The 22,993-nt window shown below is 46.3% G+C and carries 24 protein-coding genes; 23 read left to right on the forward strand and 1 reads right to left on the reverse strand.

Features of this window, described 5'->3' with window-relative positions; translation table 11 throughout:
* Positions 1–179: 179 nt before the first annotated feature.
* The 19 genes from FS818_RS03465 (at position 180) to trmD (ending at position 18,228) form a co-directional block, all read left to right on the forward strand.
* Positions 180–686, forward strand: coding sequence for a YceD family protein (locus FS818_RS03465; protein ID WP_090923907.1), 507 nt, complete (start codon positions 180–182; stop codon positions 684–686).
* Positions 687–751: 65 nt separating this feature from the next.
* Positions 752–925 carry a 50S ribosomal protein L32 gene (gene rpmF, locus FS818_RS03470; protein ID WP_090923906.1) on the forward strand — a complete coding sequence of 58 codons (174 nt, stop codon included), beginning with the start codon at positions 752–754 and terminating at the stop codon, positions 923–925.
* 398 nt (positions 926–1,323) lie between these two features.
* A complete protein-coding gene (gene fapR, locus FS818_RS03475) occupies positions 1,324–1,872 on the forward strand; it encodes a transcription factor FapR (RefSeq protein WP_240036837.1) in 549 nt (182 codons plus the stop codon).
* Entirely contained in the window at positions 1,869–2,864 is a 996-nt protein-coding gene (plsX, locus tag FS818_RS03480) for a phosphate acyltransferase PlsX (RefSeq protein ID WP_145329703.1), read from the forward strand. The genes fapR and plsX overlap by 4 nt, the downstream gene beginning before the upstream one ends.
* 8 nt (positions 2,865–2,872) lie before the next feature.
* The gene (locus FS818_RS03485; RefSeq protein WP_090923953.1) at positions 2,873–3,862 is read left to right on the forward strand and encodes a beta-ketoacyl-ACP synthase III; all 990 of its coding nucleotides are present in this window, start codon (positions 2,873–2,875) and stop codon (positions 3,860–3,862) included.
* A gap of 25 nt (positions 3,863–3,887) precedes the next feature.
* Complete coding sequence (gene fabD / locus FS818_RS03490) at positions 3,888–4,829, forward strand: ACP S-malonyltransferase (protein ID WP_145329705.1); 942 nt, start codon at positions 3,888–3,890, stop codon at positions 4,827–4,829.
* A gap of 258 nt (positions 4,830–5,087) precedes the next feature.
* Positions 5,088–5,837 carry a 3-oxoacyl-[acyl-carrier-protein] reductase gene (fabG, locus tag FS818_RS03495; RefSeq protein WP_145329707.1) on the forward strand — a complete coding sequence of 250 codons (750 nt, stop codon included), beginning with the start codon at positions 5,088–5,090 and terminating at the stop codon, positions 5,835–5,837.
* 151 nt (positions 5,838–5,988) lie between these two features.
* Entirely contained in the window at positions 5,989–6,222 is a 234-nt protein-coding gene (gene acpP, locus FS818_RS03500) for an acyl carrier protein (protein ID WP_024630176.1), read from the forward strand.
* A 174-nt stretch (positions 6,223–6,396) separates the two neighbouring features.
* On the forward strand, positions 6,397–7,635 hold the full coding sequence (gene fabF / locus FS818_RS03505) for a beta-ketoacyl-ACP synthase II (RefSeq protein ID WP_145329709.1): 1,239 nt from the start codon (positions 6,397–6,399) through the stop codon (positions 7,633–7,635).
* A 13-nt stretch (positions 7,636–7,648) separates the two neighbouring features.
* On the forward strand, positions 7,649–8,347 hold the full coding sequence (gene rnc / locus FS818_RS03510) for a ribonuclease III (RefSeq protein ID WP_090923901.1): 699 nt from the start codon (positions 7,649–7,651) through the stop codon (positions 8,345–8,347).
* Positions 8,348–8,535: 188 nt separating this feature from the next.
* On the forward strand, positions 8,536–12,105 hold the full coding sequence (gene smc / locus FS818_RS03515; RefSeq protein WP_145329711.1) for a chromosome segregation protein SMC: 3,570 nt from the start codon (positions 8,536–8,538) through the stop codon (positions 12,103–12,105).
* A 98-nt stretch (positions 12,106–12,203) separates the two neighbouring features.
* Positions 12,204–13,217 (forward strand): signal recognition particle-docking protein FtsY, encoded by a 1,014-nt coding sequence (gene ftsY / locus FS818_RS03520; protein ID WP_145329713.1) that lies wholly within the window; start codon positions 12,204–12,206, stop codon positions 13,215–13,217.
* Between the two features lie 146 nt (positions 13,218–13,363).
* The gene (gene trhA, locus FS818_RS03525; RefSeq protein ID WP_145329715.1) at positions 13,364–14,011 is read left to right on the forward strand and encodes a PAQR family membrane homeostasis protein TrhA; all 648 of its coding nucleotides are present in this window, start codon (positions 13,364–13,366) and stop codon (positions 14,009–14,011) included.
* A 273-nt stretch (positions 14,012–14,284) separates the two neighbouring features.
* Complete coding sequence (locus tag FS818_RS03530) at positions 14,285–14,635, forward strand: putative DNA-binding protein (RefSeq protein ID WP_123064424.1); 351 nt, start codon at positions 14,285–14,287, stop codon at positions 14,633–14,635.
* 68 nt (positions 14,636–14,703) lie between these two features.
* Entirely contained in the window at positions 14,704–16,080 is a 1,377-nt protein-coding gene (gene ffh / locus FS818_RS03535; RefSeq protein WP_145329717.1) for a signal recognition particle protein, read from the forward strand.
* A 54-nt stretch (positions 16,081–16,134) separates the two neighbouring features.
* Complete coding sequence (gene rpsP, locus FS818_RS03540) at positions 16,135–16,407, forward strand: 30S ribosomal protein S16 (protein ID WP_056700527.1); 273 nt, start codon at positions 16,135–16,137, stop codon at positions 16,405–16,407.
* Between the two features lie 23 nt (positions 16,408–16,430).
* On the forward strand, positions 16,431–16,661 hold the full coding sequence (locus FS818_RS03545) for a KH domain-containing protein (protein WP_145329719.1): 231 nt from the start codon (positions 16,431–16,433) through the stop codon (positions 16,659–16,661).
* Between the two features lie 291 nt (positions 16,662–16,952).
* On the forward strand, positions 16,953–17,465 hold the full coding sequence (gene rimM, locus FS818_RS03550; RefSeq protein WP_145329721.1) for a ribosome maturation factor RimM: 513 nt from the start codon (positions 16,953–16,955) through the stop codon (positions 17,463–17,465).
* Position 17,466: 1 nt separating this feature from the next.
* Entirely contained in the window at positions 17,467–18,228 is a 762-nt protein-coding gene (gene trmD, locus FS818_RS03555) for a tRNA (guanosine(37)-N1)-methyltransferase TrmD (RefSeq protein ID WP_145329723.1), read from the forward strand.
* A gap of 98 nt (positions 18,229–18,326) precedes the next feature.
* Here trmD and FS818_RS03560 read toward each other — a convergent pair whose 3' ends face one another.
* A complete protein-coding gene (locus tag FS818_RS03560; protein WP_186331574.1) occupies positions 18,327–19,274 on the reverse strand; it encodes a polysaccharide deacetylase family protein in 948 nt (315 codons plus the stop codon).
* Between the two features lie 402 nt (positions 19,275–19,676).
* Between FS818_RS03560 and rplS the strand changes: the two genes are divergently transcribed.
* The 4 genes from rplS (at position 19,677) to FS818_RS03580 (ending at position 22,962) form a co-directional block, all read left to right on the forward strand.
* Positions 19,677–20,018 (forward strand): 50S ribosomal protein L19, encoded by a 342-nt coding sequence (gene rplS / locus FS818_RS03565; protein ID WP_024630190.1) that lies wholly within the window; start codon positions 19,677–19,679, stop codon positions 20,016–20,018.
* 304 nt (positions 20,019–20,322) lie between these two features.
* Positions 20,323–20,943, forward strand: coding sequence for a signal peptidase I (gene lepB, locus FS818_RS03570; protein ID WP_145329725.1), 621 nt, complete (start codon positions 20,323–20,325; stop codon positions 20,941–20,943).
* Between the two features lie 37 nt (positions 20,944–20,980).
* Positions 20,981–21,844: a ribosome biogenesis GTPase YlqF gene (gene ylqF, locus FS818_RS03575; protein WP_110893198.1), complete on the forward strand. Its 864-nt coding sequence runs from the start codon at positions 20,981–20,983 to the stop codon at positions 21,842–21,844.
* Positions 21,845–22,257: 413 nt separating this feature from the next.
* Positions 22,258–22,962 carry a ribonuclease HII gene (locus FS818_RS03580; RefSeq protein ID WP_260984506.1) on the forward strand — a complete coding sequence of 235 codons (705 nt, stop codon included), beginning with the start codon at positions 22,258–22,260 and terminating at the stop codon, positions 22,960–22,962.
* Positions 22,963–22,993: the final 31 nt, after the last annotated feature.

Genomic DNA, 22,993 nt, shown 5'->3' on the forward strand with positions numbered 1-22,993 from the left:
TGGAAAATCGGTATAATGATTTTTGTTTGTTAAGTCAGTTTCATAAATCTTTTGTGAGTGACAGACAGCATACATACAGTCAGGAATGAACGCACATATTAGGATCGTCTTGTACTGTAAACTGCCGCCATTCGTTAGACAACTATTTATGAAATTGGTTTCGTTTGGAGTGATAGAACATGATAATGCCATTTCGCAAAGTGGCAACCAGTGATCGCCCCCTGCGCTTTAACGAACAGTGGGATATCAAACATCTGGTTTCTAACCGACAAGATATCACAGCCGTTACTCCGCTGACTGCAGATTTATCTGCAGAGATCAGAGAGGAGAACGTTGTGGATGTTCATGGCAAGCTGACAGTAGGGGTGGACATGTTGTGCTCCCGTTGCCTCAAGCCGCTAAGTGAACATTTTCATATTGATTTTCATGAGCAATTCAAGCAGGGAAAACAGCCAGAGGAATTATCTGAAGACGACGATACTCTCTATGTGGATGAGGATAGCGTTGATCTGAAAGGTTATGCCGAGGAAGCTTTTCTGCTGGATCTTCCGTTTGTACCGCTCTGTAGCGAGACATGCAAAGGACTTTGTCCTAAGTGTGGCCATGAGCTGAACGAAGGTGACTGCGGTTGCGATAACCAGGTTATTGATCCGCGGCTTGCAGGACTCAAGGATTTTTTTAAATGAGCATGATTGAAAATCGAACGTAACAACTACCTGCAAAGGTTGATTTTGATAAGGAGGTGGGAATAATGGCAGTACCTCAACGGAGAACGTCCAAGACGCGTCGCGACAAACGTCGCACTCACTTTAAATTGGCTGTACCGGGCATGGTGAAATGTGAACAATGCGGCGAATTGAAGCTTGCTCACCACGTGTGCAAAGTGTGCGGAACGTACAAAGCAAGAGAGATCATCTCTCAATAATAGCTACACATCAAGCAACACTTCATTTCGATGAGGTGTTGCTTTTTTGTGTAAAAGAAAAGCGAACGCATAAGCTTGTTCAAGCGGGTATGTATGCTTGCTACACATGTTCATCAGTACTTTGATGAGGTGATGTGAATTTGTTATACTAGCCTTTCTTTTTGACACAGGATGAGATATACTATACTTTAGTACCAGGTTCTAAGATTTGACGTTACATACAGATCATCATACACTTTTATTTAGAAGCTCCCTGAATAAGCAGGGCTACAGCATATAAAGAAGTAAGGTTTGAAAGAACGAACTTGACCTAAAGGCAGGTTCTGGAAACGATACAGCGGGGGGTGTCAGGCATCGAGCGTTTACCGAAGAGACAGAGGCAACAGCAGTTAACCAAAATGATAGACGAGAATCCGTTTGTGACCGATCAGGAGCTTACACGTCAATTGAAGGTAAGTATCCAGACGATCCGTCTTGACAGGCTGGAACTTGGCATACCGGAGCTTCGGGAACGGATGAAACTGATGGCGGAGCGCTCGTATGATCAGGTGCGATCGCTGCCCCTGCATGAGATTATCGGTGATATTGTGGATTTACAGCTGGACAAGAGCGGGATATCCTTATTTGAGATCAAAGAGGAACATGTTTTTTCAAGAACAGGTATTGCCCGCGGGCACTATGTCTTTGCACAAGCGAATTCACTTGCTGTCGCTGTCATTAATGATGAGATTGCGTTAACTGCTTCGGCAGATATACGTTTTGTTCGCTCTGTTCGTTTAGGAGAAAAGTGTATTGCCAAAGCATATGTGAAATCCATTCCCGGTCAGAAGGGGAAAGCCAAAGTTGAAGTGTTCACTTATGTTGGTGAAGAAATGGTGTTCCAAGGAAATTTTGTGATCTATCATTCAGGTGGAGAAGACAGCAAAGAAGGAGGTCATTTGGAATGAAAATCGTCATTGATGCCATGGGAGGAGACCATGCTCCTGCGTCAACCGTAGAAGGGGCTATAGCCGCAGCTACGGAATGGGCGGATACACAGATCGTCCTGGTTGGCGATGAAGCCAAGATTGAACCTCTTTTAAGTCAGTCAGGAACAAGACCGGCCAACTTGAGCGTTCGGCACGCTTCCGAAGTAATTGGTTCAGATGATGAACCGGTAAAGGCAGTAAGGCGCAAAAAGGATTCTTCCATGGTTGTAGCCGGACGTATGGTCAAAGAGAAGGAAGCCGACGCCATGATCTCGGCAGGAAATACAGGGGCGTTAATGACGGCTGGTTTGCTTGTTGTAGGCCGGATGGACGGAATTGAACGCCCTGCACTTGCCCCCATGATTCCCACGATGGATGATGTAGGTGTGCTTGCGCTAGACCTCGGTGCGAATATGGATGCTAAACCGGAGCACTTGGCACAATACGCGCTGATGGGCAGTTTGTACCGACAAAAAGTACAAGGCATTGCATCCCCGAGAGTGGGGTTGCTCAATGTGGGGACAGAGCCTGGCAAAGGCAATGAGTTGACCAAACATGCATATCCGCTCTTAGAACAGCTTCCGATTCGTTTTGTCGGGAATGTAGAGGCACGTGATGTACTGACTGGCGCCTGTGATGTGCTGGTGTGTGACGGATTTGCCGGCAACATCCTGCTGAAATCACTGGAAGGCGCGGCAGGAGCGATTTTTGGCCTGCTCAAAGAAAAGTTTACTTCATCCTTCAAAAATAAATTGGCTGCGGCGGTACTCATGCCAGAATTGCGTGGGTTAAAAAGCAAACTGGATTATACGGAACACGGTGGTGCCCCGTTGCTAGGTTTGAGTGGCCTGGTCGTCAAAAGCCATGGTTCCGCTGACGGCAATGCGATCAAAAATGCCGTGCGTCAGGCACGGATTGCAGTACAAAACCAGTTGGTGGAGAGCATATCAAAGGAAATTAGTGGGAAGTGAGTGACGATATGAATAATTTGCGCCCGGTAGGGATTATTGGTACAGGTAAATATGTGCCGGAGAAAATTTTGACAAACAGTGATTTGGAGAAAATGGTCGATACGAATGACGAGTGGATTGTCAGTCGTACAGGAATTAAGGAGCGGCATATCGCTGCACCGGATCAAGCCACTTCTGATCTAGCCTATGAGGCAGCAATAAAAGCGCTTGAATCTGCTGGCATGACAGGCAGTGATCTGGATCTGATTATCGTTGCTACGATTACGCCGGATTCCTCTTTCCCGTCGACAGCTTGCATTCTGCAGGATAAACTGGGTGCCAAAGGCGCTGCTGCATTTGATTTGTCTGCTGCTTGTTCCGGGTTTGTATACGGCCTTGCAACGGCAACCAGTTTCATTCAAAGCGGCATGTACAACAACGCGCTTGTTATTGGTGCAGATTGTTTGTCGCGTATTACAGACTACACAGACCGCAACACTTGTGTTCTTTTCGGTGATGGAGCAGGAGCTGTTGTTGTTGGTGAAGTTCCAGAAGGCCGTGGTTTCAAAGCTTTTGATCTCGGTGCAGAAGGGGCAGGAGGTAGTCTTCTTAACATTGAAGGCGGTGGTTCACGTCTGCCAGCAAGTGCGGAAACGATTGAGAACAAAAAGCATTATATCTATATGAACGGCCGTGAAGTGTTTAAATTTGCTGTTCGTGTCATGGGTACAGCAACGATTGAAGTCCTTCGCAAAGCTGGCATGGATCGCACGGATGTTGATTTGTTCGTTCCACATCAGGCGAATGTTCGAATTATTCAATCAGCTATGCAACGACTGGAACTTCCAGAGGAGAAAGTGGTTGTCAATGTAGACAAGTATGCGAACACGTCGGCGGCATCCATTCCACTTGCACTGGTTGAAGCTGCAGAAGAAGGCCGTATGAAAGCAGGAGATACTGTTTTGATGGTTGGCTTTGGCGGCGGTTTGACTTGGGGCGCATCCGTACTCGTATGGTAAACTAGACAGCTGGAGGATGAATGAAATGGGTAAAATCGCTTTTGTATTCCCTGGACAGGGATCACAAAAAGTAGGTATGGCCAAAGATGTATATGAGTCTGTACCTGCAGCCACGGAAGTTTTTCGCACAGCAGATGAGGCACTGGGCTTCTCGCTGAGCAACCTGATCTTTGAAGGACCAGACACGGAGCTGAAACAGACATCCAATACCCAGCCGGCACTGCTCACCGCGAGTATTGCACTGCTGGAGGCTTTCAAAGAAAAAGGAATTGAGGCAGACTATGCTGCAGGTCATAGCTTGGGCGAATACAGTGCACTAGTGGCAGCGGGTGTTCTTTCCTTTGAGGATGCTGTGCAAATTGTCCGGGCACGTGGTCAGTATATGGAAGAAGCTATTCCAGGTGGACAGGGAGCAATGGCTGCTGTACTGGGTGCAGATCGGGAAGCGCTGGGGGTGCTTTGCCGTGAAGTGTCAGAAAGCGGAGATACAGTTGAACTTGCCAACATGAACTGTCCTGGACAAATCGTTATTTCGGGTGTAAAAGAGGGCGTTGCTGCCGTGTCAGAACGGGTGAAAGAGGCAGGTGGCAAGCGCGCAATTGCAATTGAAGTAAGTGGTCCGTTCCACTCTTCATTGATGAAAGGCGCTGCAGATAAGCTGGCCGATAAGCTGAGTACAACGACGTTCTCACCTGCGAAGGTTCCTGTGGTAGCTAACGTAACCGCAAGACCTGCTGAAGATGGACAATTTCAGAACTTGCTTACGACTCAGGTCTATTCTCCGGTTTTATGGGAAGACAGTGTGACATGGCTGATTGAACAAGGTGTGGATACGTTTATTGAGATTGGTTCAGGCAATGTATTAACCGGTTTGATTAAAAAAACAGATAAAACCGTAAAATTATACAATGTAAACAGTCTCGAAACATTGGAAGCAACTGCAACCGATCTTAAAAATAATAATTAAATCACACAAGCAAAACTATTTATTTACACTTTAACGGAGAGGACAGAAAAAACCCTAAAAAGCGAAGCTAAAAGTTTTTCGGAAAGAAAGCTGTATCGGAAGCAGATGCTTCGCCTTTATCACCAGATTTTTTCCTTTGGAAAAGGGAATCAAGAAAATCTGGGGATAACAGCGATTGAAAGGTTATTCTGTCATCGGAGTGGCTGTGTAAATAATCGAAGTTCAACTTGTGTAGATTCAGGGAGAGGAGGAATGGTTATGTCTAAACCGTTAGAAGGTAAAAATGCATTAGTAACCGGAGCGTCCCGCGGAATTGGCCGTAGTATTGCACTTGCCCTGGCTGAAGCCGGAGCGAATGTAGCTGTAAACTATGCGGGCAGTCAGGCTGCGGCAGAGGAAGTAGCCGAGGAGATTCGTGCAAAAGGTGTACAGGCGATTACGATTCAGGCGAATGTAGGTCAGATGGTTGAAGCGGAACAGATGGTGAAAACAACGCTTGAAGCATGGGGGAATGTCGATATTCTGGTGAATAATGCGGGGATTACACGGGACAACCTCATTATGCGAATGAAAGAAGAAGAGTTCGATCAAGTTATCGAAACGAATCTTAAAGGGGTGTTTAACTGTCTGAAGGCAGTAACACGTCCAATGATGAAACAACGTTCAGGAAGGATTATTAACATCTCTTCTGTTGTTGGTGTGCTGGGTAATCCGGGTCAAGCCAACTACGTGGCTGCCAAAGCGGGAGTGATCGGTTTAACGAAGGCTTCTGCTCGAGAGCTTGCTTCTCGCGGAATTACGGTGAACTGCATTGCACCAGGCTTCATTGAAACCGATATGACCAAGGAATTGTCTCAAGAGCTGGTCGATGGTATGCTTAGTGGCATTCCGTTGTCCCGTCTGGGACAGCCGGATGAAATTGCTGGTGTGGTTACATTCCTTGCATCAGAAGCTTCATCCTATATGACAGGTCAAACACTGCATGTTGATGGCGGCATGTACATGTAAATTTCCTGGACTTTGAATCAAAGTCGGGGAACAGGCGCTGGACGATCCGAAATGCCGGAAAAAGGCCGGGTTCCCCGGCCGGGAGCCGCATATGTCTTCTATGGCATTTTGCCTGCGATTCTCGTATAATACCAAGGAGGAGGTGAACCGGATGTCCGATGTATTGGAGCGTGTAAAACGCATCGTCGTCGACCGCTTGGGCGCAGACGAAGCTGAAGTTACACTTGAAGCATCTTTCAAAGAAGATTTGGGTGCTGATTCTTTGGATGTAGTGGAATTGGTCATGGAATTGGAAGATGAATTCGATTTGGAAATCTCTGATGAAGATGCAGAAAAAATTACGACCGTAGGTGAAGTTGTAAACTACATACAATCTCATACCTAAAGTCAATTCAGTCCCGCTCCTGTTTTCGAACAGGCGGGACTTCTCATCATTCATTGGTTTTTCACATCCCGCAGACAAGATGCTTGCTGATCTCTGGAGAGGCGTCGTGCATTCGAGTCTGCGGATATTCCCACAAAATACTTGCGTAATGCAGTCGATATAGAGGTGAGTCGGTTGAAACAAAGAGTTGTAATTACCGGAATGGGCGTAATGACATCGCTCGGAAAAGATTTAGAGACGTTCTGGGGCAGTTTAATGGCAGGAAAGTCCGGAATTTCTCAGATTGAGGCATTTGATGTTAGTGAATACACGACACAGATTGCAGCCGAGATCAAAGATTTCAACCCGGAAGAATATATGGATCGAAAAGATGCACGGAAGATGGATCGTTTTGTACAGTTCGCTGTGGCAGCTGGTTTCAAAGCAGTTGAAGATAGCGGCCTGAAAATCAATGAGAACATTGATGCAGAACGTTTTGGTGTATCGATTGGTTCTGGTATTGGTGGATTGGGAACTTGGGAAGATCAGCACAATGCGCTTTTGCAAAAAGGCCCTAAACGTGTGAGCCCGTTCTTTATTCCGATGATGATTTCGAATATGGCATCTGGACAGATGTCCATTTCACTTGGTGCCAAAGGACCGAACATCAACGTTGTTACCGCTTGTGCAACAGGAACACACTCCATTGGAGATTCGTTCAAGTTGATTGCAAATGGTGATGCAGATGCAATGATCTGCGGCGGTGCTGAGGCAACCATTAGGCCAACTGGACTTGCAGGCTTCTGCGCGATGCGTGCGATGTCTACACGTAATGACGATCCTGTGAAGGCAAGTCGTCCTTTTGATACGGGGCGTGACGGATTTGTTATGGGTGAGGGTGCCGGAATTCTGATTCTGGAATCTCTGGAACATGCTCAGGCTCGTGGCGCACGAATCTACGGTGAAGTCATCGGTTACGGTCTGACTGGTGACGCACACCATATGACAGAACCAGATCCAGACGGAGCAGCACGTTGTATGACGATGGCGCTACGCAATGCAGGCATTCAGCCGGAAGAAGTGGATTACATCAATGCACACGGAACTTCAACACCAGTAGGTGACCGTTCCGAAACGCTAGCGATCAAAAAGGCGTTTGGCGATCATGCGTACAAGCTAGCCGTAAGTTCCACCAAGTCCATGACAGGCCATATGCTTGGCGCTGCGGGCGGGGTTGAGGCTGTTATCTGCGGATTGTCCCTGACACATCAGACACTGGCTCCAACGATCAACCTGGAAGATCAGGACCCTGAATGTGATCTGGACTATGTACCTAACGTTCCGCGTCAAACCAAAGTGAACGTAGCAATGTCTAATTCATTTGGATTTGGCGGTCACAACGCCACCATTATTCTCAAAAAATTTGAAGCATAAGGGGCTAGTTCGTTTGAGTGAAGATCTGAAGCAGTTACAACAAAAACTTCAAATCAAATTTGACAACAGGCAGCTTCTAAAACAAGCGTTTACCCATGCTTCTTACGTAAACGAACACCGATTCAGTCAACATCAGGATAACGAACGTCTGGAGTTTCTGGGCGATGCCGTATTGGAGTTGACTGTATCGGAGTACTTGTATCATCTGTACCCTAACCGTCCGGAAGGAGAACTAACAAAGATGCGGGCATCCATTGTCTGTGAACCTTCCCTCGTCAAATTTGCTGAAGCGCTTAGTTTTGGACAATATGTACTTCTTGGAAAAGGTGAGGAATTAACTGGAGGACGTACACGTCCAGCTCTTCTGGCGGATGTGTTCGAGTCATTTATAGGTGCATTATACCTGGATCAGGGTCTTGAACCTGTGCGAGCATTTCTGGATCAGCATGTGTTTCCGTTAATCGTTGTTGGCAGCAAGCTGCAAATGAGTGATTACAAAACAGAATTGCAGGAACTCACACAGCATCACAATATGGGGGCTCTGGAGTACCGGATCGTCGAAGAACGGGGACCAGCCCATGAACGTGAGTTTGTCTCGGAGGTTCATATGGGCCAAGAACGACTTGGCCGAGGTACAGGACGCTCCAAAAAAGAGGCGGAACAACAGGCAGCATCTGCGGCGCTTGAACGATTGAAGCTTCCTGAGGCCTGAATTGTACCAGGCAGCGCTTAGACAAACGAAGAGCAAAGAGCAGCCCGCGGGCCCGCCCCGGCGGAAGTAATCGGCCGGACTGCTTTTTGCTCTTTTTTTTGTAAAGGGACTCGAGAGAGATTTCGGATCTTTAACTAGGTGCTAAAAGCATTATTTGAAATTTGCAAGAGGAGGTGACGAGAAGCCCTATGTTTCTGAAACGAATAGAATTGGGTGGATTCAAGTCATTCGCCGACAAAACGGAAATGGAATTTGTTCGAGGTATTACAGCAGTTGTAGGTCCGAACGGGAGCGGTAAAAGTAATATATCCGATGGTATCCGCTGGGTGCTAGGGGAGCAAAGTGCCAAGTCACTCCGTGGCGGTAAAATGGAAGATATTATTTTCGCAGGCAGTGATGCGCGTAAAGCTGTCAATTACGGAGAGGTTTCCCTTACACTGGACAATGAGGATCATGCACTCGCTCTGGATTTCGGTGAAGTAACCGTGACCCGTCGTGTTCATCGCAGCGGGGACAGTGAATATTTTATCAATAAACAATCCTGTCGCTTGAAAGATATTACAGAACTGTTCATGGATACGGGGATCGGCAAAGAGGCTTACTCGATTATTGGACAAGGACGTATTGAGGAGATCTTGAGCACTCGTTCAGAGGATCGCCGTGGAATCTTTGAAGAGGCTTCAGGAATCGTTAAATATAAATCCCGCAAACGGGATGCAACGCGAAAGCTGGATGAGACAGAGCAAAATCTGCTACGTATTCACGATCTTGTAACCGAGCTGGAGGATCAGATTGGCCCGCTTAAAGAACAATCCGAGAAAGCCATGCATTACAAGCAGCTTCGTACCGAACTCAAATCGAAGGAAATTTCGATGTATGTGTATCAGATTGAACAGATTCATGCGTCCTGGAGCAAAGCGAGCGAACGTCTGGAATCACTTAAACACGAAGAGGTTGGATTAGCGGCGATTGTATCCACACATGATGCGAAGCTGGAGAATGATCGGAATGCGCTACGTCTGCTGGAAACGGAGACGGAAGAACTTCAGGCTGCTTTGCTGCAATTTAGTGAGGCAACAGAGAAAAGCGAAGGGCATGGAGAACTTCTTCGGGAACGCTCGCGTAATCTGCAAGCGAATCAGGAGCAGCTGAGGGAAACACTGGCGGTGAGCGAGGAGAGGCATCGGGAGCGTGAAGCTGAACTGATTGCCTTGCGGGAGAAGTTTGGCAAGCTTGAACTGGAACTGGCTGACGTAAAAAATCGACTGTCGGAAGAAGAAGCCAAGCTAATCGGTGTTACAGGTGGAATAAGTCAGCAGCAGGAAGAGAGCCTCAAAGGCAACTTGCTGGAACTGATGAATCAGATGGCGCAGGCACGAAACGAAATACGGTATGTGGACCAGCAAAAAGAAGCGCTGGAGCGCAGAATGAACCGTGCATCAGAGGAATCCGGCAAGTGGGAAGAACAGAAAGAAACGTTAGAAGGCCGCAAAGCCGAAATTCAGAAAAAAGTGGTTCGGTTAGGTAAGGAAATCAGTGAACTGCGCGGGAGTTATATTTCGGAAAGTGAACGGCTGCAGTCTTTGCAAAAACTGTTGGAAGAGGGCCGTGGCACCGTACGTAAATGGGAACAAAAGCGTGAGGCACAAGTGTCCCGCCGGGATACGATGAAAGAAATGCAGGATGATTTTGACGGTTTCATGCTGGGCGTAAAAGAAGTGCTCAAAGCTTCTCGAAAAGGGACGCTAAACGGAGTACATGGTGCTGTGGCAGAACTCGTTAAAGTTCCCGAAAAGATCGAGCTTGCGGTAGAAACAGCGATGGGGGCTGCGTTACAGCATATCGTCATGGAGAACGAGGCCGTATCGAGACAGGCTATTGCTTTCTTGAAGCAACGTCAATTGGGACGTGCAACCTTTCTTCCGCTGGACGTTATTCGTCCTCGTTCAATTGGTGCAGGTGAGCGCTCGATGGTTGAGGGGATGGACGGTTTTGTTGGCATCGGTGCTGAGCTTGTACAGTATGATTCAAGATATGCCTCGATTATCGGTAGCTTGCTCGGAAATGTCATCATTGCAGAAACGTTGGAGTTCGCGAATAAAATTGCAGCACGTTGTCAGTATCGTTTCCGTGTCGTAACTCTCGAAGGGGATGTCGTCAACGCTGGCGGTTCCATGACTGGCGGCAGTCAGCACAAAAAAAATGGCAGTCTGCTCAGCCGCAAGCGGCAACTGGATCAGCTGGATCAAGATATTCTGGATACCGAGCAGCAGATTGTGAAGTTGCATCGCAGTGTGGAAGATGTCAAGGCTCAGCTGGAGCAGTGTCAGGACAAGCTGGATCAGCTACGTCAGTCTGGTGACGATACCCGAAATGCAGAGCAACAGGCTTCGATGGAGATGAAGCAAGTTGAGCATGAACTGCGCCATGTATTGGAACAGGTCGCTGTGGCAGGTCAGGAAAAGAACGGGTTTACGGAAGAAATTAAGGAACTGGACAAATCCCGGGTTGAAGCGGAGAAAAAACTCGAACAGCTTGAGGAAGAGGAGAAAGCAACCCATCGCGCTATTCATGCAGCAGAGTTTGCCCGGAAAGCCAATGAGTCTGCAAAAGAAGAGTTGCAAACGCAGCTGACCGAACTGAAAGTGCGGGAAGGTAAGCTGGATCAGGAACGCTTCTCAAATGAGGAGCAGTTGCGGAGGCTGGAGCGCGAGGTCGATTCACTTGTTAAAGATCTGCGCCAGAATCGCACACTGCTCGCTTCGATGGAAGCGGATTTCAAGAAAACACAGAGTGAAAGTGTAAAACAGATTGAAGATCTGAACGAGTATAAGCTAAAAAAGGCACAGGCATCTCAAGAATTGGACTTCAAACGTGCCGCGCGCAGTGAACTTTCGAAAAAGCTGGAACTGGCCGAAAGTGAAACGAAGGAGCAGCGTACACAGCTCAAAGCGGTGGAAGAGCAGATGCGTCAGACTGAAATTTCCGTGAACCGTCTGGATGTTGAGCTGGAAAACATTTTGCGTAAGCTGACAGATGAATATGAGTTAGGCTATGAGCTTGCCAAAGAACGTTATCCAGTGCCTGAAGATGTGGAGAGCACACAAGCTGAGGTACAGAAGCTAAAACGTGCAATATCGGCTCTTGGCGATGTGAACCTCGGTGCAATCGAAGAGTTCCAGCGGGTGAATGAGCGGTATGAGTTCCTGAATGAACAGAAAAATGATCTGGTGGAAGCCAAAACGACACTCTATCAGGTCATCAAGGAAATGGAAGATGAAATGGCGAAGCGATTCAAAATTACGTTTGATGCGATTCGCCGCGAATTCGGTACTGTTTTCACCAAGCTGTTTGGCGGTGGACGCGCTGATCTGGTTCTGATGGACCCTGAGCGACTCCTTGAAACAGGCATTGATATCGTAGCTCAGCCGCCAGGTAAGAAATTGCAAAATCTGCAACTGTTGTCTGGTGGAGAACGGGCCTTAACGGCGATGGCGCTGCTCTTTGCCATTCTGCACGTCAAACCTGTACCATTCTGCGTTTTGGACGAAGTTGAGGCTGCCTTGGATGAAGCGAACGTTGTTCGTTTTGCCCAGTATTTGCGTGAGTTTTCTGAACAAACCCAATTTATTGTGGTTACGCACCGGAAAGGCACGATGGAAGAGGCAGATGTCCTATACGGAGTTACGATGGAAGAGGGCGGAGTATCCAAACTCGTTTCGGTTAAACTGGATGATGAGGAAGCGGAAATCGCCTAATTGCATGGAGAGGGCAGTTCGCTTCAAAATAGGATTCATTTAATTTTACAAAATCATGACCATTTACGATTTAATTATCTACACGATGGAGGGGCTTTATGAGTTTCTTTAAAAAGCTACGGGACAGCATTGCAAGTAAAACGGAGTCGGTTACTAAACAGTTCAAGGATGGCCTGGAAAAGACACGCAAAGGGCTTGTGGAAAAAGTAACCGATCTGGTCATTCGCCGCAAAAAAATTGATGAGGAATTTTACGAGGAACTTGAAGAAATTCTGATCGGAGCGGACGTAGGCGTCAATACGGTCATGAATCTGATTGAAGACCTGCGCGCAGAGGTGAAGAAACGCAAAATTGAGGATGCGGCTGAGTTACAGCCTGTATTGTCGGAGAAACTGACAGATTTGCTTCGTGGGGAACAAAACAATGAACTGAAAATGAATCCGGATGGCATTACGGTTATTTTGTTTGTTGGTGTGAACGGTGTTGGTAAAACAACCACGATTGGCAAGCTGGCTCACCGTTTCAAGCAACAAGGGAAAAAAGTAATTATGGCAGCGGGCGATACGTTCCGAGCTGGAGCGATCGAGCAACTTGAAGTATGGGGCCAGCGTGCTGGCGTAGATGTGATTAAACAGCAATCCGGTTCTGATCCGGCTGCTGTTATGTACGATGCAGTGCAGGCAGCAAAACAGCGCGGAGCTGATGTGTTGTTATGCGATACGGCAGGCCGCCTGCAAAATAAAAGCAACCTGATGGACGAGCTGAACAAAATTTATCGTGTCATTCAGCGTGAGATTCCAAGTGCGCCGCATGAAGTGCTGATGGTGTTGGATGCGACGACGGGACAAAATGCGCTGAACCAGGCCAAACTTTTCGGAGAGAAAAGTGGAGTAACGGGTCTTGTGTTGACCAAGCTTGATGGAACAGCTAAAGGCGGTATTGTAGTGGCAATCCGTCAGGAGCTGGACCTGCCTGTGAAGCTCGTTGGTCTTGGGGAGAAGATTGATGATCTGCAGGAATTTGATTCTGAGCAGTTTGTTCACGCGTTGTTCGCGGGGTTAATTCAGGAGCAACCAGTAGAGAGTGCCGAAGACGAGAGTACACAATCCTAATCTTATCCTGATCTTGGGTCGTAAACGAATAATCATGTTCACCGTATTGCCGCTGCATCATGTGAGAGCTCACGTGTAATGTCATCGGCAATACGTGTATAATGAAAGGTAACTGATATTGTGATGGGTTAGAAAGGAAGGTTGATATGGCCAATACCTATACCTATTCCCGCCGTGAAGAGGTCGCTAATGCCGTGACACATGGAATTGGCGCTGCGCTTAGTGTAGCTGCGTTAGTATTGTTAATTGTTTTCTCCAGTATGAAAGGCACGGCCTGGCATGTTGTGAGTTTTACAATCTATGGCATTACCATGTTGATGCTCTACACGAATTCAACGTTGGTGCACGCGCTCAAAGAGGGAAAGGCAAAAGATTTGTTTGAGTTTTTTGACCACTCTTCCATATATCTGTTTATTGCAGGCACATATACGCCGTTTTTATTCGTCGCAGTTCGGGGAACACTTGGCTGGACGCTATTCGGTGTCATCTGGGGCATTGCACTGGCCGGAGTGATCTTCAAAGCCTTTTTCACTAAGAAATTTCTGTTTATGTCTACGATCTTCTATATCGCGATGGGGTGGCTAATCGTTATTGCTTGGCAACCGCTTGTGTCAGCGATTCCCACAGGCGGGATTGCACTATTGGTTGCAGGAGGCCTGATGTATACGCTGGGGACATTGTTCTATGTATGGAGAGGTTTCCCGTTTCATCATGCGATCTGGCATCTGTTTGTACTGGCAGGCAGTATTCTGCATTTCTTTGCGGTCTTAATCTATCTGACACCACTTCGTTAGAAGTACTAAACGAATCGTCTCTTCATAAAGGGGCGTTTCGTTTTTCTTCCTGGTTTTGGCCTGAAGGAGCTACTCGTATGTTATAGAGATATAGTAACAAAAATGAGGCTTCAGAGCGTTTAAAGATGGCATTTTTAAACGGTCCATGCCAAGCTTTACATCTCTTTTTATTGTGACAAGTATTTTTGCTTGACATCCTGATTTGTTTTAGGTATTATTAGGAACGTTGCAAGAGTGTAAAGTGTTTTTCCTTGACGAAGGGAGTGCCCTGATATGAGTCAAGAAAACCGGCTTGAGAAAACAAACCGGATTAACTTGCTGTTTGCCTTTTATGAATCACTGCTGACAGAGAAGCAGCAAACGTTTCTGAAATATTACTTTCATGATGATTTTTCACTTGGTGAAATTGCAGCCGAGTTTGAGATCAGCCGCCAGGCGGTATACGAACATATCAAGCGTGCTGAACAAGTGCTTGAAAACTATGAGAGCAAGCTTGGCTTGCTTGAGAAGTATGAAAGACGCAGCCGCTGCCTTGAAGATTTACAACAAGCACTGGAACGCGCTGGCGTTACCGTGGATAACAACAAACCAATACACGATCTCGTTGCTTTACTGGGAGAATAGCCATTGTCTGCAGTGAAGTGGGACGAATCGGTCTTAAAATGGAATTGAAGCATGAAGGAGGTGGGATCATGGCATTTGAAGGATTAACGACCCGATTGCAGAATGTGTTCAGCAAGTTGCGCGGCAAAGGCAAGGTGTCTGACGAAGACGTAGCCGAAGCGATGCGCGAAGTACGTCTGGCATTGCTTGAAGCGGATGTAAACTTCAAAGTGGTCAAGGAATTCATCGCCAAAGTGAAGGAGAAGGCTGTCGGTAAAGAAGTGATGGACAGCTTTACTCCCGGAATGGTCATCATCGACATTGTTAACAAAGAGTTAACAGAGTTAATGGGTGGAAGCCAAGCTAAACTCGCGAAGTCAAACAAACCACCTACAGTGATCATGATGGTTGGATTACAGGGTGCGGGTAAAACGACGACTTCCGGTAAACTGGCGAAAATGTTGCAAAAGCAAAACAGCAGACCCTTGCTGATTGCGGGTGACATTTATCGTCCGGCTGCGATCAAGCAGCTTCAAGTTCTCGGAGAACAGTTGAAGGCGCCAGTGTTCACCCTCGGTGATCAGACAAGCCCGGTGGAAATTGCTCGCCAAGGTTTGCAACATGCAAAAGATAACGGACATGATTATGTGATCGTGGATACAGCGGGACGTTTGCATGTGGATGAAGAACTGATGGAAGAACTTCGCCAGATTCACAGTGTAGTGAATCCGGATGAAGTACTGCTGGTTGTCGACAGTATGACAGGTCAGGATGCTGTAAATGTGGCGGAACACTTTAATCAGCAACTTGCTCTGACCGGGGTTGTACTGACCAAACTGGATGGCGATACACGTGGTGGCGCTGCACTGTCTGTTAAAGCAGTTACGGGTTGCCCGATCAAGTTTGCCTCTCTGGGGGAGAAGCTTGATGCACTGGAGCCGTTCCATCCGGAACGTATGGCTTCACGTATTCTTGGTATGGGTGACATGTTGTCCCTGATTGAAAAGGCACAGTCCAACATCGATACCGAGAAAGCGAAGGAAATGGAACGGAAGATGCGGAATGCAGAATTTACGTTCGAGGATTTCCTGGAGCAGATGGATCAGGTGAAAAAGCTGGGACCAATTGACCAGATCATGGATATGATTCCGGGTATGGGCAAGATGAAACAAGCGAAGGACCTGAAAGTCGATGATAAACAGATGGGCCGAATCGAAGCGATTGTCTATTCGATGACAACGGAAGAGAAGCGTAACCCGGATATGATTAACCACAGCCGCCGGAAGCGTATTGCTACCGGTAGTGGAACGTCGCTCGCAGAGGTGAATCGTCTGATCAAGCAGTTTGATGAGATGCGTCGCATGATGAAGCAGTTCTCGGATATGATGGGTCCTAAGGGTGGCAAGAACAAAGCAATGAAACAGTTGAAAGGTCTCGGTAAAGGAATGAAGTTTCCTTTCCGTTGATTGAACAGCCGTTCACATGAGAACCAGATTTCATTGAAGGAGGTGAATTTTCAAATGGCAGTTCGTATTCGTCTGAAACGTATGGGTGCTCACAAAGCTCCTTTCTACCGCGTAGTGGTATCGGATTCCCGTTCCCCACGTGACGGTCGTTTTATCGAGGAGATCGGTTACTACAACCCGGTTGAACAACCGGCTGTTGTTAAGATCGATGAAGATAAAGCATTGCAATGGCTTCAAAACGGTGCGCAAGCATCCGACACTGTCCGCAACTTGCTGAGCAAAGCGGGCGTGATGAAGAAATTCCACGAGTCCAAATTATCTAAATAAGGTGCTGATTCGGAGGGTCATCTATGGAAGAATTAGTAAGAATAATTGCTAAGGCTTTGGTCGATCATCCGGATGATGTGGCGGTTCGGACGATTGAGAAAGACCGGCTTGTCGTTTATGAGTTGACGGTGCATCCCGACGATGTCGGAAAGGTGATCGGAAAACAAGGACGAATCGCAAAATCTCTTCGTACGGTCGTCACATCAGCAGCAGTTAAGATGGATAAACGGGTTACCGTTGATATCATATCTTAAAGATATACGAAAGGGGGTTAGGATGCATGTCCTAGCCCCTTTTCGTGCATGCTGAACTTATCATTTAATTGTTTAATGGGAATTTAGGGTTAAAATTAATTTGGAGATTACACTTTAACGGAGCGGGCAGAAAAAATCTGAAGAAACGAAGTGTTCGCCTTTAGCACCGGATATCGACTTTTGATAATATGTTCAAGATATCCGGGGATAACAGCAATCGGAAGATGTTTCTGACCGTCGAGTGTGCGGGTAATCGGTTATCATTTTGATTGAATTTCGTAGGAGGATTGTATGGCAGAGTTTATGAATGTTGGTAAAGTTGTGAATACGCATGGGATTCGCGGCGAATTAAAGATTATGCCTTTGACTGATTTTCCAGAAGTACGTTTCGCCAAGAATGCTGAATTATTTTTGTTTACTCCGGATAATCGTCCGGTGCCGGTTACAGTGGAGTCTGCGCGTTTGCATAAAAATATGTATATCCTTCGTCTGAAAGAATACGGCAACATTAACGAAGTGGAGAAGTTCAAGGGAGGGATAGCCAAAGTATCCAAGGAAAACCTTGCTGAGCTTGAAGAAGGAGAATATTACTTCCACCAAATCGTAGGATGTGCTGTCATTACGGAAGAGGGAGAAACACTCGGAACGATTTCGGAGATTCTGACCCCGGGTGCGAATGATGTATGGGTAGTCAAAACACCAGCGGGAAAAGAAGTGCTGATTCCGGTGATTGACGATGTTGTTCTGGATGTGGACGTAGAGCAGAAGCAGGTCAAGATTCACCTGATGGAAGGATTGCTGTAACATGAAGGTGGATGTATTAACGTTATTCCCGGAAATGTTCGACGGTGTGTTTGGCACAAGCATTCTGGGTAAAGCGCAGGCCAAGGGGCTTGTATCGCTTGGGGCGACCAATTTCCGTAATTACGCAACCAATAAACATAACACTGTGGATGACGCACCATATGGCGGCGGTGGAGGTATGGTGCTCAAACCCGATCCGATTTTTGCTGCCGTAGAGGATGTTTTGCAGCAACGCGGAGAAGCTGCCACCACAATGAAAGCGCCCCGGATTATTCTAATGTGTCCGCAGGGGGAGACGTTTACACAGAAAAAGGCAGAAGAGCTGGTTCAAGAAGATCATCTGATCTTTATCTGCGGTCATTATGAGGGATATGATGAACGTATCCGCGAATTTCTGGTGACGGATGAACTATCGATCGGTGACTATGTTCTGACTGGCGGAGAACTACCTGCTATGGTGGCCATTGATAGCGTTGTAAGGCTGATTCCGGGAGTACTGGGCAACGAGACAAGTGCAGTGACGGATTCATTCAGTACGGGATTGCTTGAGTACCCTCATTATACTCGCCCGCCTGAATTTAGAGGCATGAAGGTGCCGGATATGCTCTTGTCTGGACACCATCTGAATATCGAGGCTTGGCGTAGAGAACAATCGCTAATTCGTACGTTGGAGCGCAGACCTGAACTGTTAGAGTCGGCAGATTTGACGGAGAAGGAACGGAGATGGCTTGAACAGTACCAGGCGGAACGAGATAAGAAATAGGTAAAGATAAAGCCGAGTGGACAGCTTAGACTGTATCCATCGGCTTTTTTGATTTAATCAGGACAGAATTGAATTATTATTTAGGAAGTATTACTAATCTAGAACCGCTCACTGAGTACATTGGAACCCGTTTGTAGCAGGGTAGGGAGATCGGTATCATTTGTAACGGTTAAGCGAGGTAAAACCATAGGTGAATCCCCAGGGTGAACGAATCCGGGTCTAACCGTGAATCCCATGCGATATCCATGCTGATGGAGTTTGTAAATCATTTGTTCACTGAAATATCCATAAGGGTAGGCGATATATGGCGTATCGATGCCGATATGTTTGATCTGTTCAATATCGTGATCCAGCAGGCTGGTATCCAGCGTAACGGGCAGATCGTCTCCACATACCATATATCCTTTGTGATGCAGGTTAAAGGTGTGGCTATTATACTCAAATACATCGCTTCCTGCGGCCATCTCTTGCTTGGAGATATCGCTTTTTTTACTAGGGTTAAAAGCAACTGGTGTGGACTGAATCCGGCTACCTATGACAAAAAGGGAAGCATGGAAATGATATTTTTTGAGTATGGGATAAGCTAGCGTATAATTGTTTTGATATCCGTCATCAAAGGTAATGACAAATGATTTCTCGGGTAGCGAGATTTCACCGTTAACGTATTGTTCAAGCTGAGCCAGAGTAATGGTTCGGTATCCATTTTCGTATAAATATTTCATATTCTGCTCGAACACATCCAGGTCAATGATGGATTTATTCTTTGGCTCGTGATTGTCTACTTTTGGCGTAACGTAATGATACATGAGAACAGGCACTTTTGTAGCGGTGCCTTGTTTGATAACAAAGTTAGAGCGATCCAGCTTGGAATGCAATGAAAAGTCCGAGTGAGTTAATGTGAAGAATTTACGTTGTACGACATTCCAAGACGAGCAGGCCTTGTGGGATAACGCGTTGGTGGGATGATTCACAGCATAAGCGTATAAGGTAACGGTACATGTGAGCAAGGCAAGTGAGGCTAACAATAATTTTCTGATGTGTTTCATGTCTCTCCTGGTTCTCCTTTAGCATTCATCTATTTCTTAAAATTCGCTACGCTGCCCGTTAAATGAGCTTTTAAGTATATGATAGACGATCTTCTATGTCGGAAAGTTACATTATTTTATCCACGAGAGTGGTTGACTTTTTTAAAGGGGATCAAAAATTTTTACCTATCTTTACAAGAAGGGAGGAAGTGGATACGAGAACTTGCGGACTATGGCTGAAAAAAACACTTATGCTTGTAAGGTGATCCATTATAAAGTTGTTTATTTCTGCTTGTGTTTTTATATGCTGCGTGATACAATAAGTCTGTTGTGTGGAATACGGCGGTCCTCTATGGATAATGAAAGAGACAAGGTGATCTCTGGAAGAAGTATGAACGCCTGTACGGAAGGAGGGAGTCATAGATGAATATCGTTCAAGCGATTACACAAGAACAACTTCGCAAAGATATTCCGAGTTTTCGTCCTGGTGACACTTTGAAAGTGCACGTTAAGGTAATCGAGGGAACTCGTGAGCGTATCCAATTGTTCGAAGGTGTTGTGATTAAACGCCGTGGTGGTGGAATCAGTGAGACTTTTACAGTTCGTAAAATTTCTTACGGTGTAGGTGTGGAAAGAGCTTTCCCGCTTCATTCCCCTAAAATCGATAGAATCGAAGTGGCTCGCCGTGGTAAAGTGCGTCGTGCGAAGCTTTATTATCTTCGTGAACTACGCGGTAAAGCAGCGAGAATTAAAGAAATTCGTTAATATAACGGATACCGGGAAGGGCTTGGAGACAAGCCCTTTTCGTTTTTGTCCGGGAAAAGTTGAACCGGAGGTACACTTCCGAGTAAAATGGTATGGCGGATATGCGGCGTAAAGTCCGGGAGGATTGTGACATCAGTTATCCAAGGCATTTGAATTGTGGTTCAATGTACGGTTGTAATGCTTGGCTTCAAGAATTACATAACTGAGTTGAATAATTTGTTTTCTCTAGTCTTATACAGGGAGGAAGCAAAAAGCTGAATGTATACTGCTATAATCATGTACTGTGAAGAGAGGAAGATCTTGAATGGAACAAGAAGTTCAACAGGACCAGAGCTTACCTGCGGAAGAAAAAAATAATCGATCCAAAAAAGCGAAAAATGAAATTGTCGAGTGGCTGAAGGCCATTGTCATTGCACTCGTGCTGGTTATTCTGATCCGCTGGTTACTTTTTAAACCATTTGTGGTGGACGGGCCATCCATGCAACCGAATTTCTCGACAGGAGAACGTGTCATTGTCAATGAGATACTGTATGATATCCGCGAGCCAAAACGTGGCGAAGTGATCGTCTTCCATGTACCTTCCGAAGGACGGGATTTCATTAAACGTGTTATCGCAGTAGCGGGAGATACGGTTCAAGTTCAGGGAGACACCGTAACGGTAAATGGACAAAAGGTGAATGAGACCTACATCCAGGGTGCTATTGATGCGGCTGAAGCGAGTGGTGGAACGTATAACGTGAAGGATTTCCCGAATGAACAATTCCCAGATGGTAAAGTGCCAGCGGGTCATGTGTTTGTTATGGGGGATAATCGACCTAACAGTACAGATAGCCGAATGATCGGTTATGTGTCCCTGAAAGAGATTATTGGCCGTGCTGATGTTATTTTCTGGCCTATTGGAGAAATTAAGTGGATTAACCACTAAAAAACTTAAAGTATGTACTAAATGAGGTGAAGACAAGGTGACGATACAATGGTTTCCAGGTCATATGACCCGAGCCAGACGCCAGATTCAGGACAAGTTGAAGCTCATTGACGTGGTCATCGAACTATTGGATGCCCGTCTGCCTGTCTCCAGCCGTAATCCGATGATTGACGAGATTTTGATGGATAAACCCCGCATGATTTTGCTCAATAAGTCGGATTTGGCGGATGCCAAAGTGACGCAAGAGTGGATTGAGTATTTTAAAAAAGAAGGCATTACAGCGTTCCCTGTGGATGCTTCAACAGGTACAAATGTCAAAGATATTCCTGCTCAGGCAAGACTCCTTCTAAAGGAGAAGATTGATCGTCAACTGGCAAAAGGCATTAATCCCCGAGCTGTTCGAGGCTTGATTGTCGGTATTCCTAACGTAGGTAAATCCACATTGATCAATCGTTTGGCTGGACGGAGCATTGCTGCAACTGGAGATCGTCCAGGTGTAACCAAAGGCCAGCAATGGATAAAAGTAGGCAAGGAAATGGAACTGCTGGACACCCCAGGTATTCTGTGGCCGAAATTTGAAGATCAAAATGTGGGTTACCGACTTGCTGTGACGGGTGCGATCAAAGAAGAAATCCTGAATGCAGAGGATATCGCATTTTTCGGAATCAGTTATCTAATGCGTTATTACTGGGACGCGCTGGAAGAGAGATATGGTCTTCAAGAGTTCTCCAGAGATGCGGACGATTCGGACAGTGTTATTGCCATTATGGAGCAGGTCGGCCGAATCCGCGGTTGTGTCATCAGTGGTGGACGGATTGATCTGGAGAAGGCATCACGAGCGTTTCTGAGGGAATTAAGAGCGGGCAAGATGGGGCGTTTCTCCATGGAAGCTCCTTACTAAACGAAAATATCCTTACAAGAGCCGAAAGAAGCGGCCGTTACCGGATTACCGGGAACGGCCTTTTTGTGTTTTAAGGCTACAGGGGATATAAAACTGGCATGAGTATGGTAAAAAAATGAAGTGAAGTGTGCTTAATGGAATTGTTTGTTCTGTATAGGAGGTGTCCTGAAATCATGCTATGATAAATGATGTTGAAAATTTGCAGAACATCAGTTTGTATGTATTCAATTTAACGTCATGACAACCGATAAATGAAGACATCAGGATATTTTTTTAAATCATACTTTTAACACGAAACATTGTGCAGGAATACGATTAATCAGAACAAATATGCGATAGCCTACGTCTAATTAATTATATACATTACATGGGATTACACAGTTACATGAAACATGGGTGAGGAGATGAACAGAATGACAGCAAACCATGAAATGCCGGAGCTTGCATTGCCAGAACTGCAACGCAAACCGAAGAAAAAGAAAAAAGAAACTAGCGAACCTCGGGATCTGTTGGTGTATGAGCGGGAGTATTGGGGGAGCGGCTTTGAATATATCGCAGGAATTGATGAAGTGGGACGAGGGTGTTTGTTTGGGGATGTGGTTGCGGCGGCCGTGATCTTGCCTCAAGGACTTATTTTGGAAGGGGTCAATGATTCTAAAAAGTTGTCAGAAAAGAAACGTGATACGTTATATGACATCATTATGGAGAACGCGCTGGCTGTAGGTGTAGGATATGCAGATGCGGAAACGATTGATCGTCTGAATATTAAACAAGCCGCCAGACTGGCGATGAAACGTGCGGTAGAGGCACTTGATCTAACACCTCATTACATGCTGGTGGACGCGGAAAAGGTGGATTTGAATATACCGCAGTTGTCTATTATTAAAGGGGATGCAAATAGCCAATCGATCGCAGCGGCTTCTATTGTGGCCAAGGTAACGAGAGATCGGCTGTGCAAGGAAGAATGGGATACGTTATACCCGGAATATGGTCTGCCCGTACATAAAGGCTATGCAACTCAATTTCATCGGGAACAGATTATGGCACTCGGCGCAACACCGATGCATCGGCGGAGCTTTCTCGGGAATTTATTAGGTGAGCAGCATACGTTGTTTTAATTGAAAGGGAACGGAAAGGAGGCAGAACGAG

It is taken from the genome of Paenibacillus xylanexedens, assembly GCF_007680605.1.
Lineage (GTDB): Bacteria > Bacillota > Bacilli > Paenibacillales > Paenibacillaceae > Paenibacillus > Paenibacillus xylanexedens_B.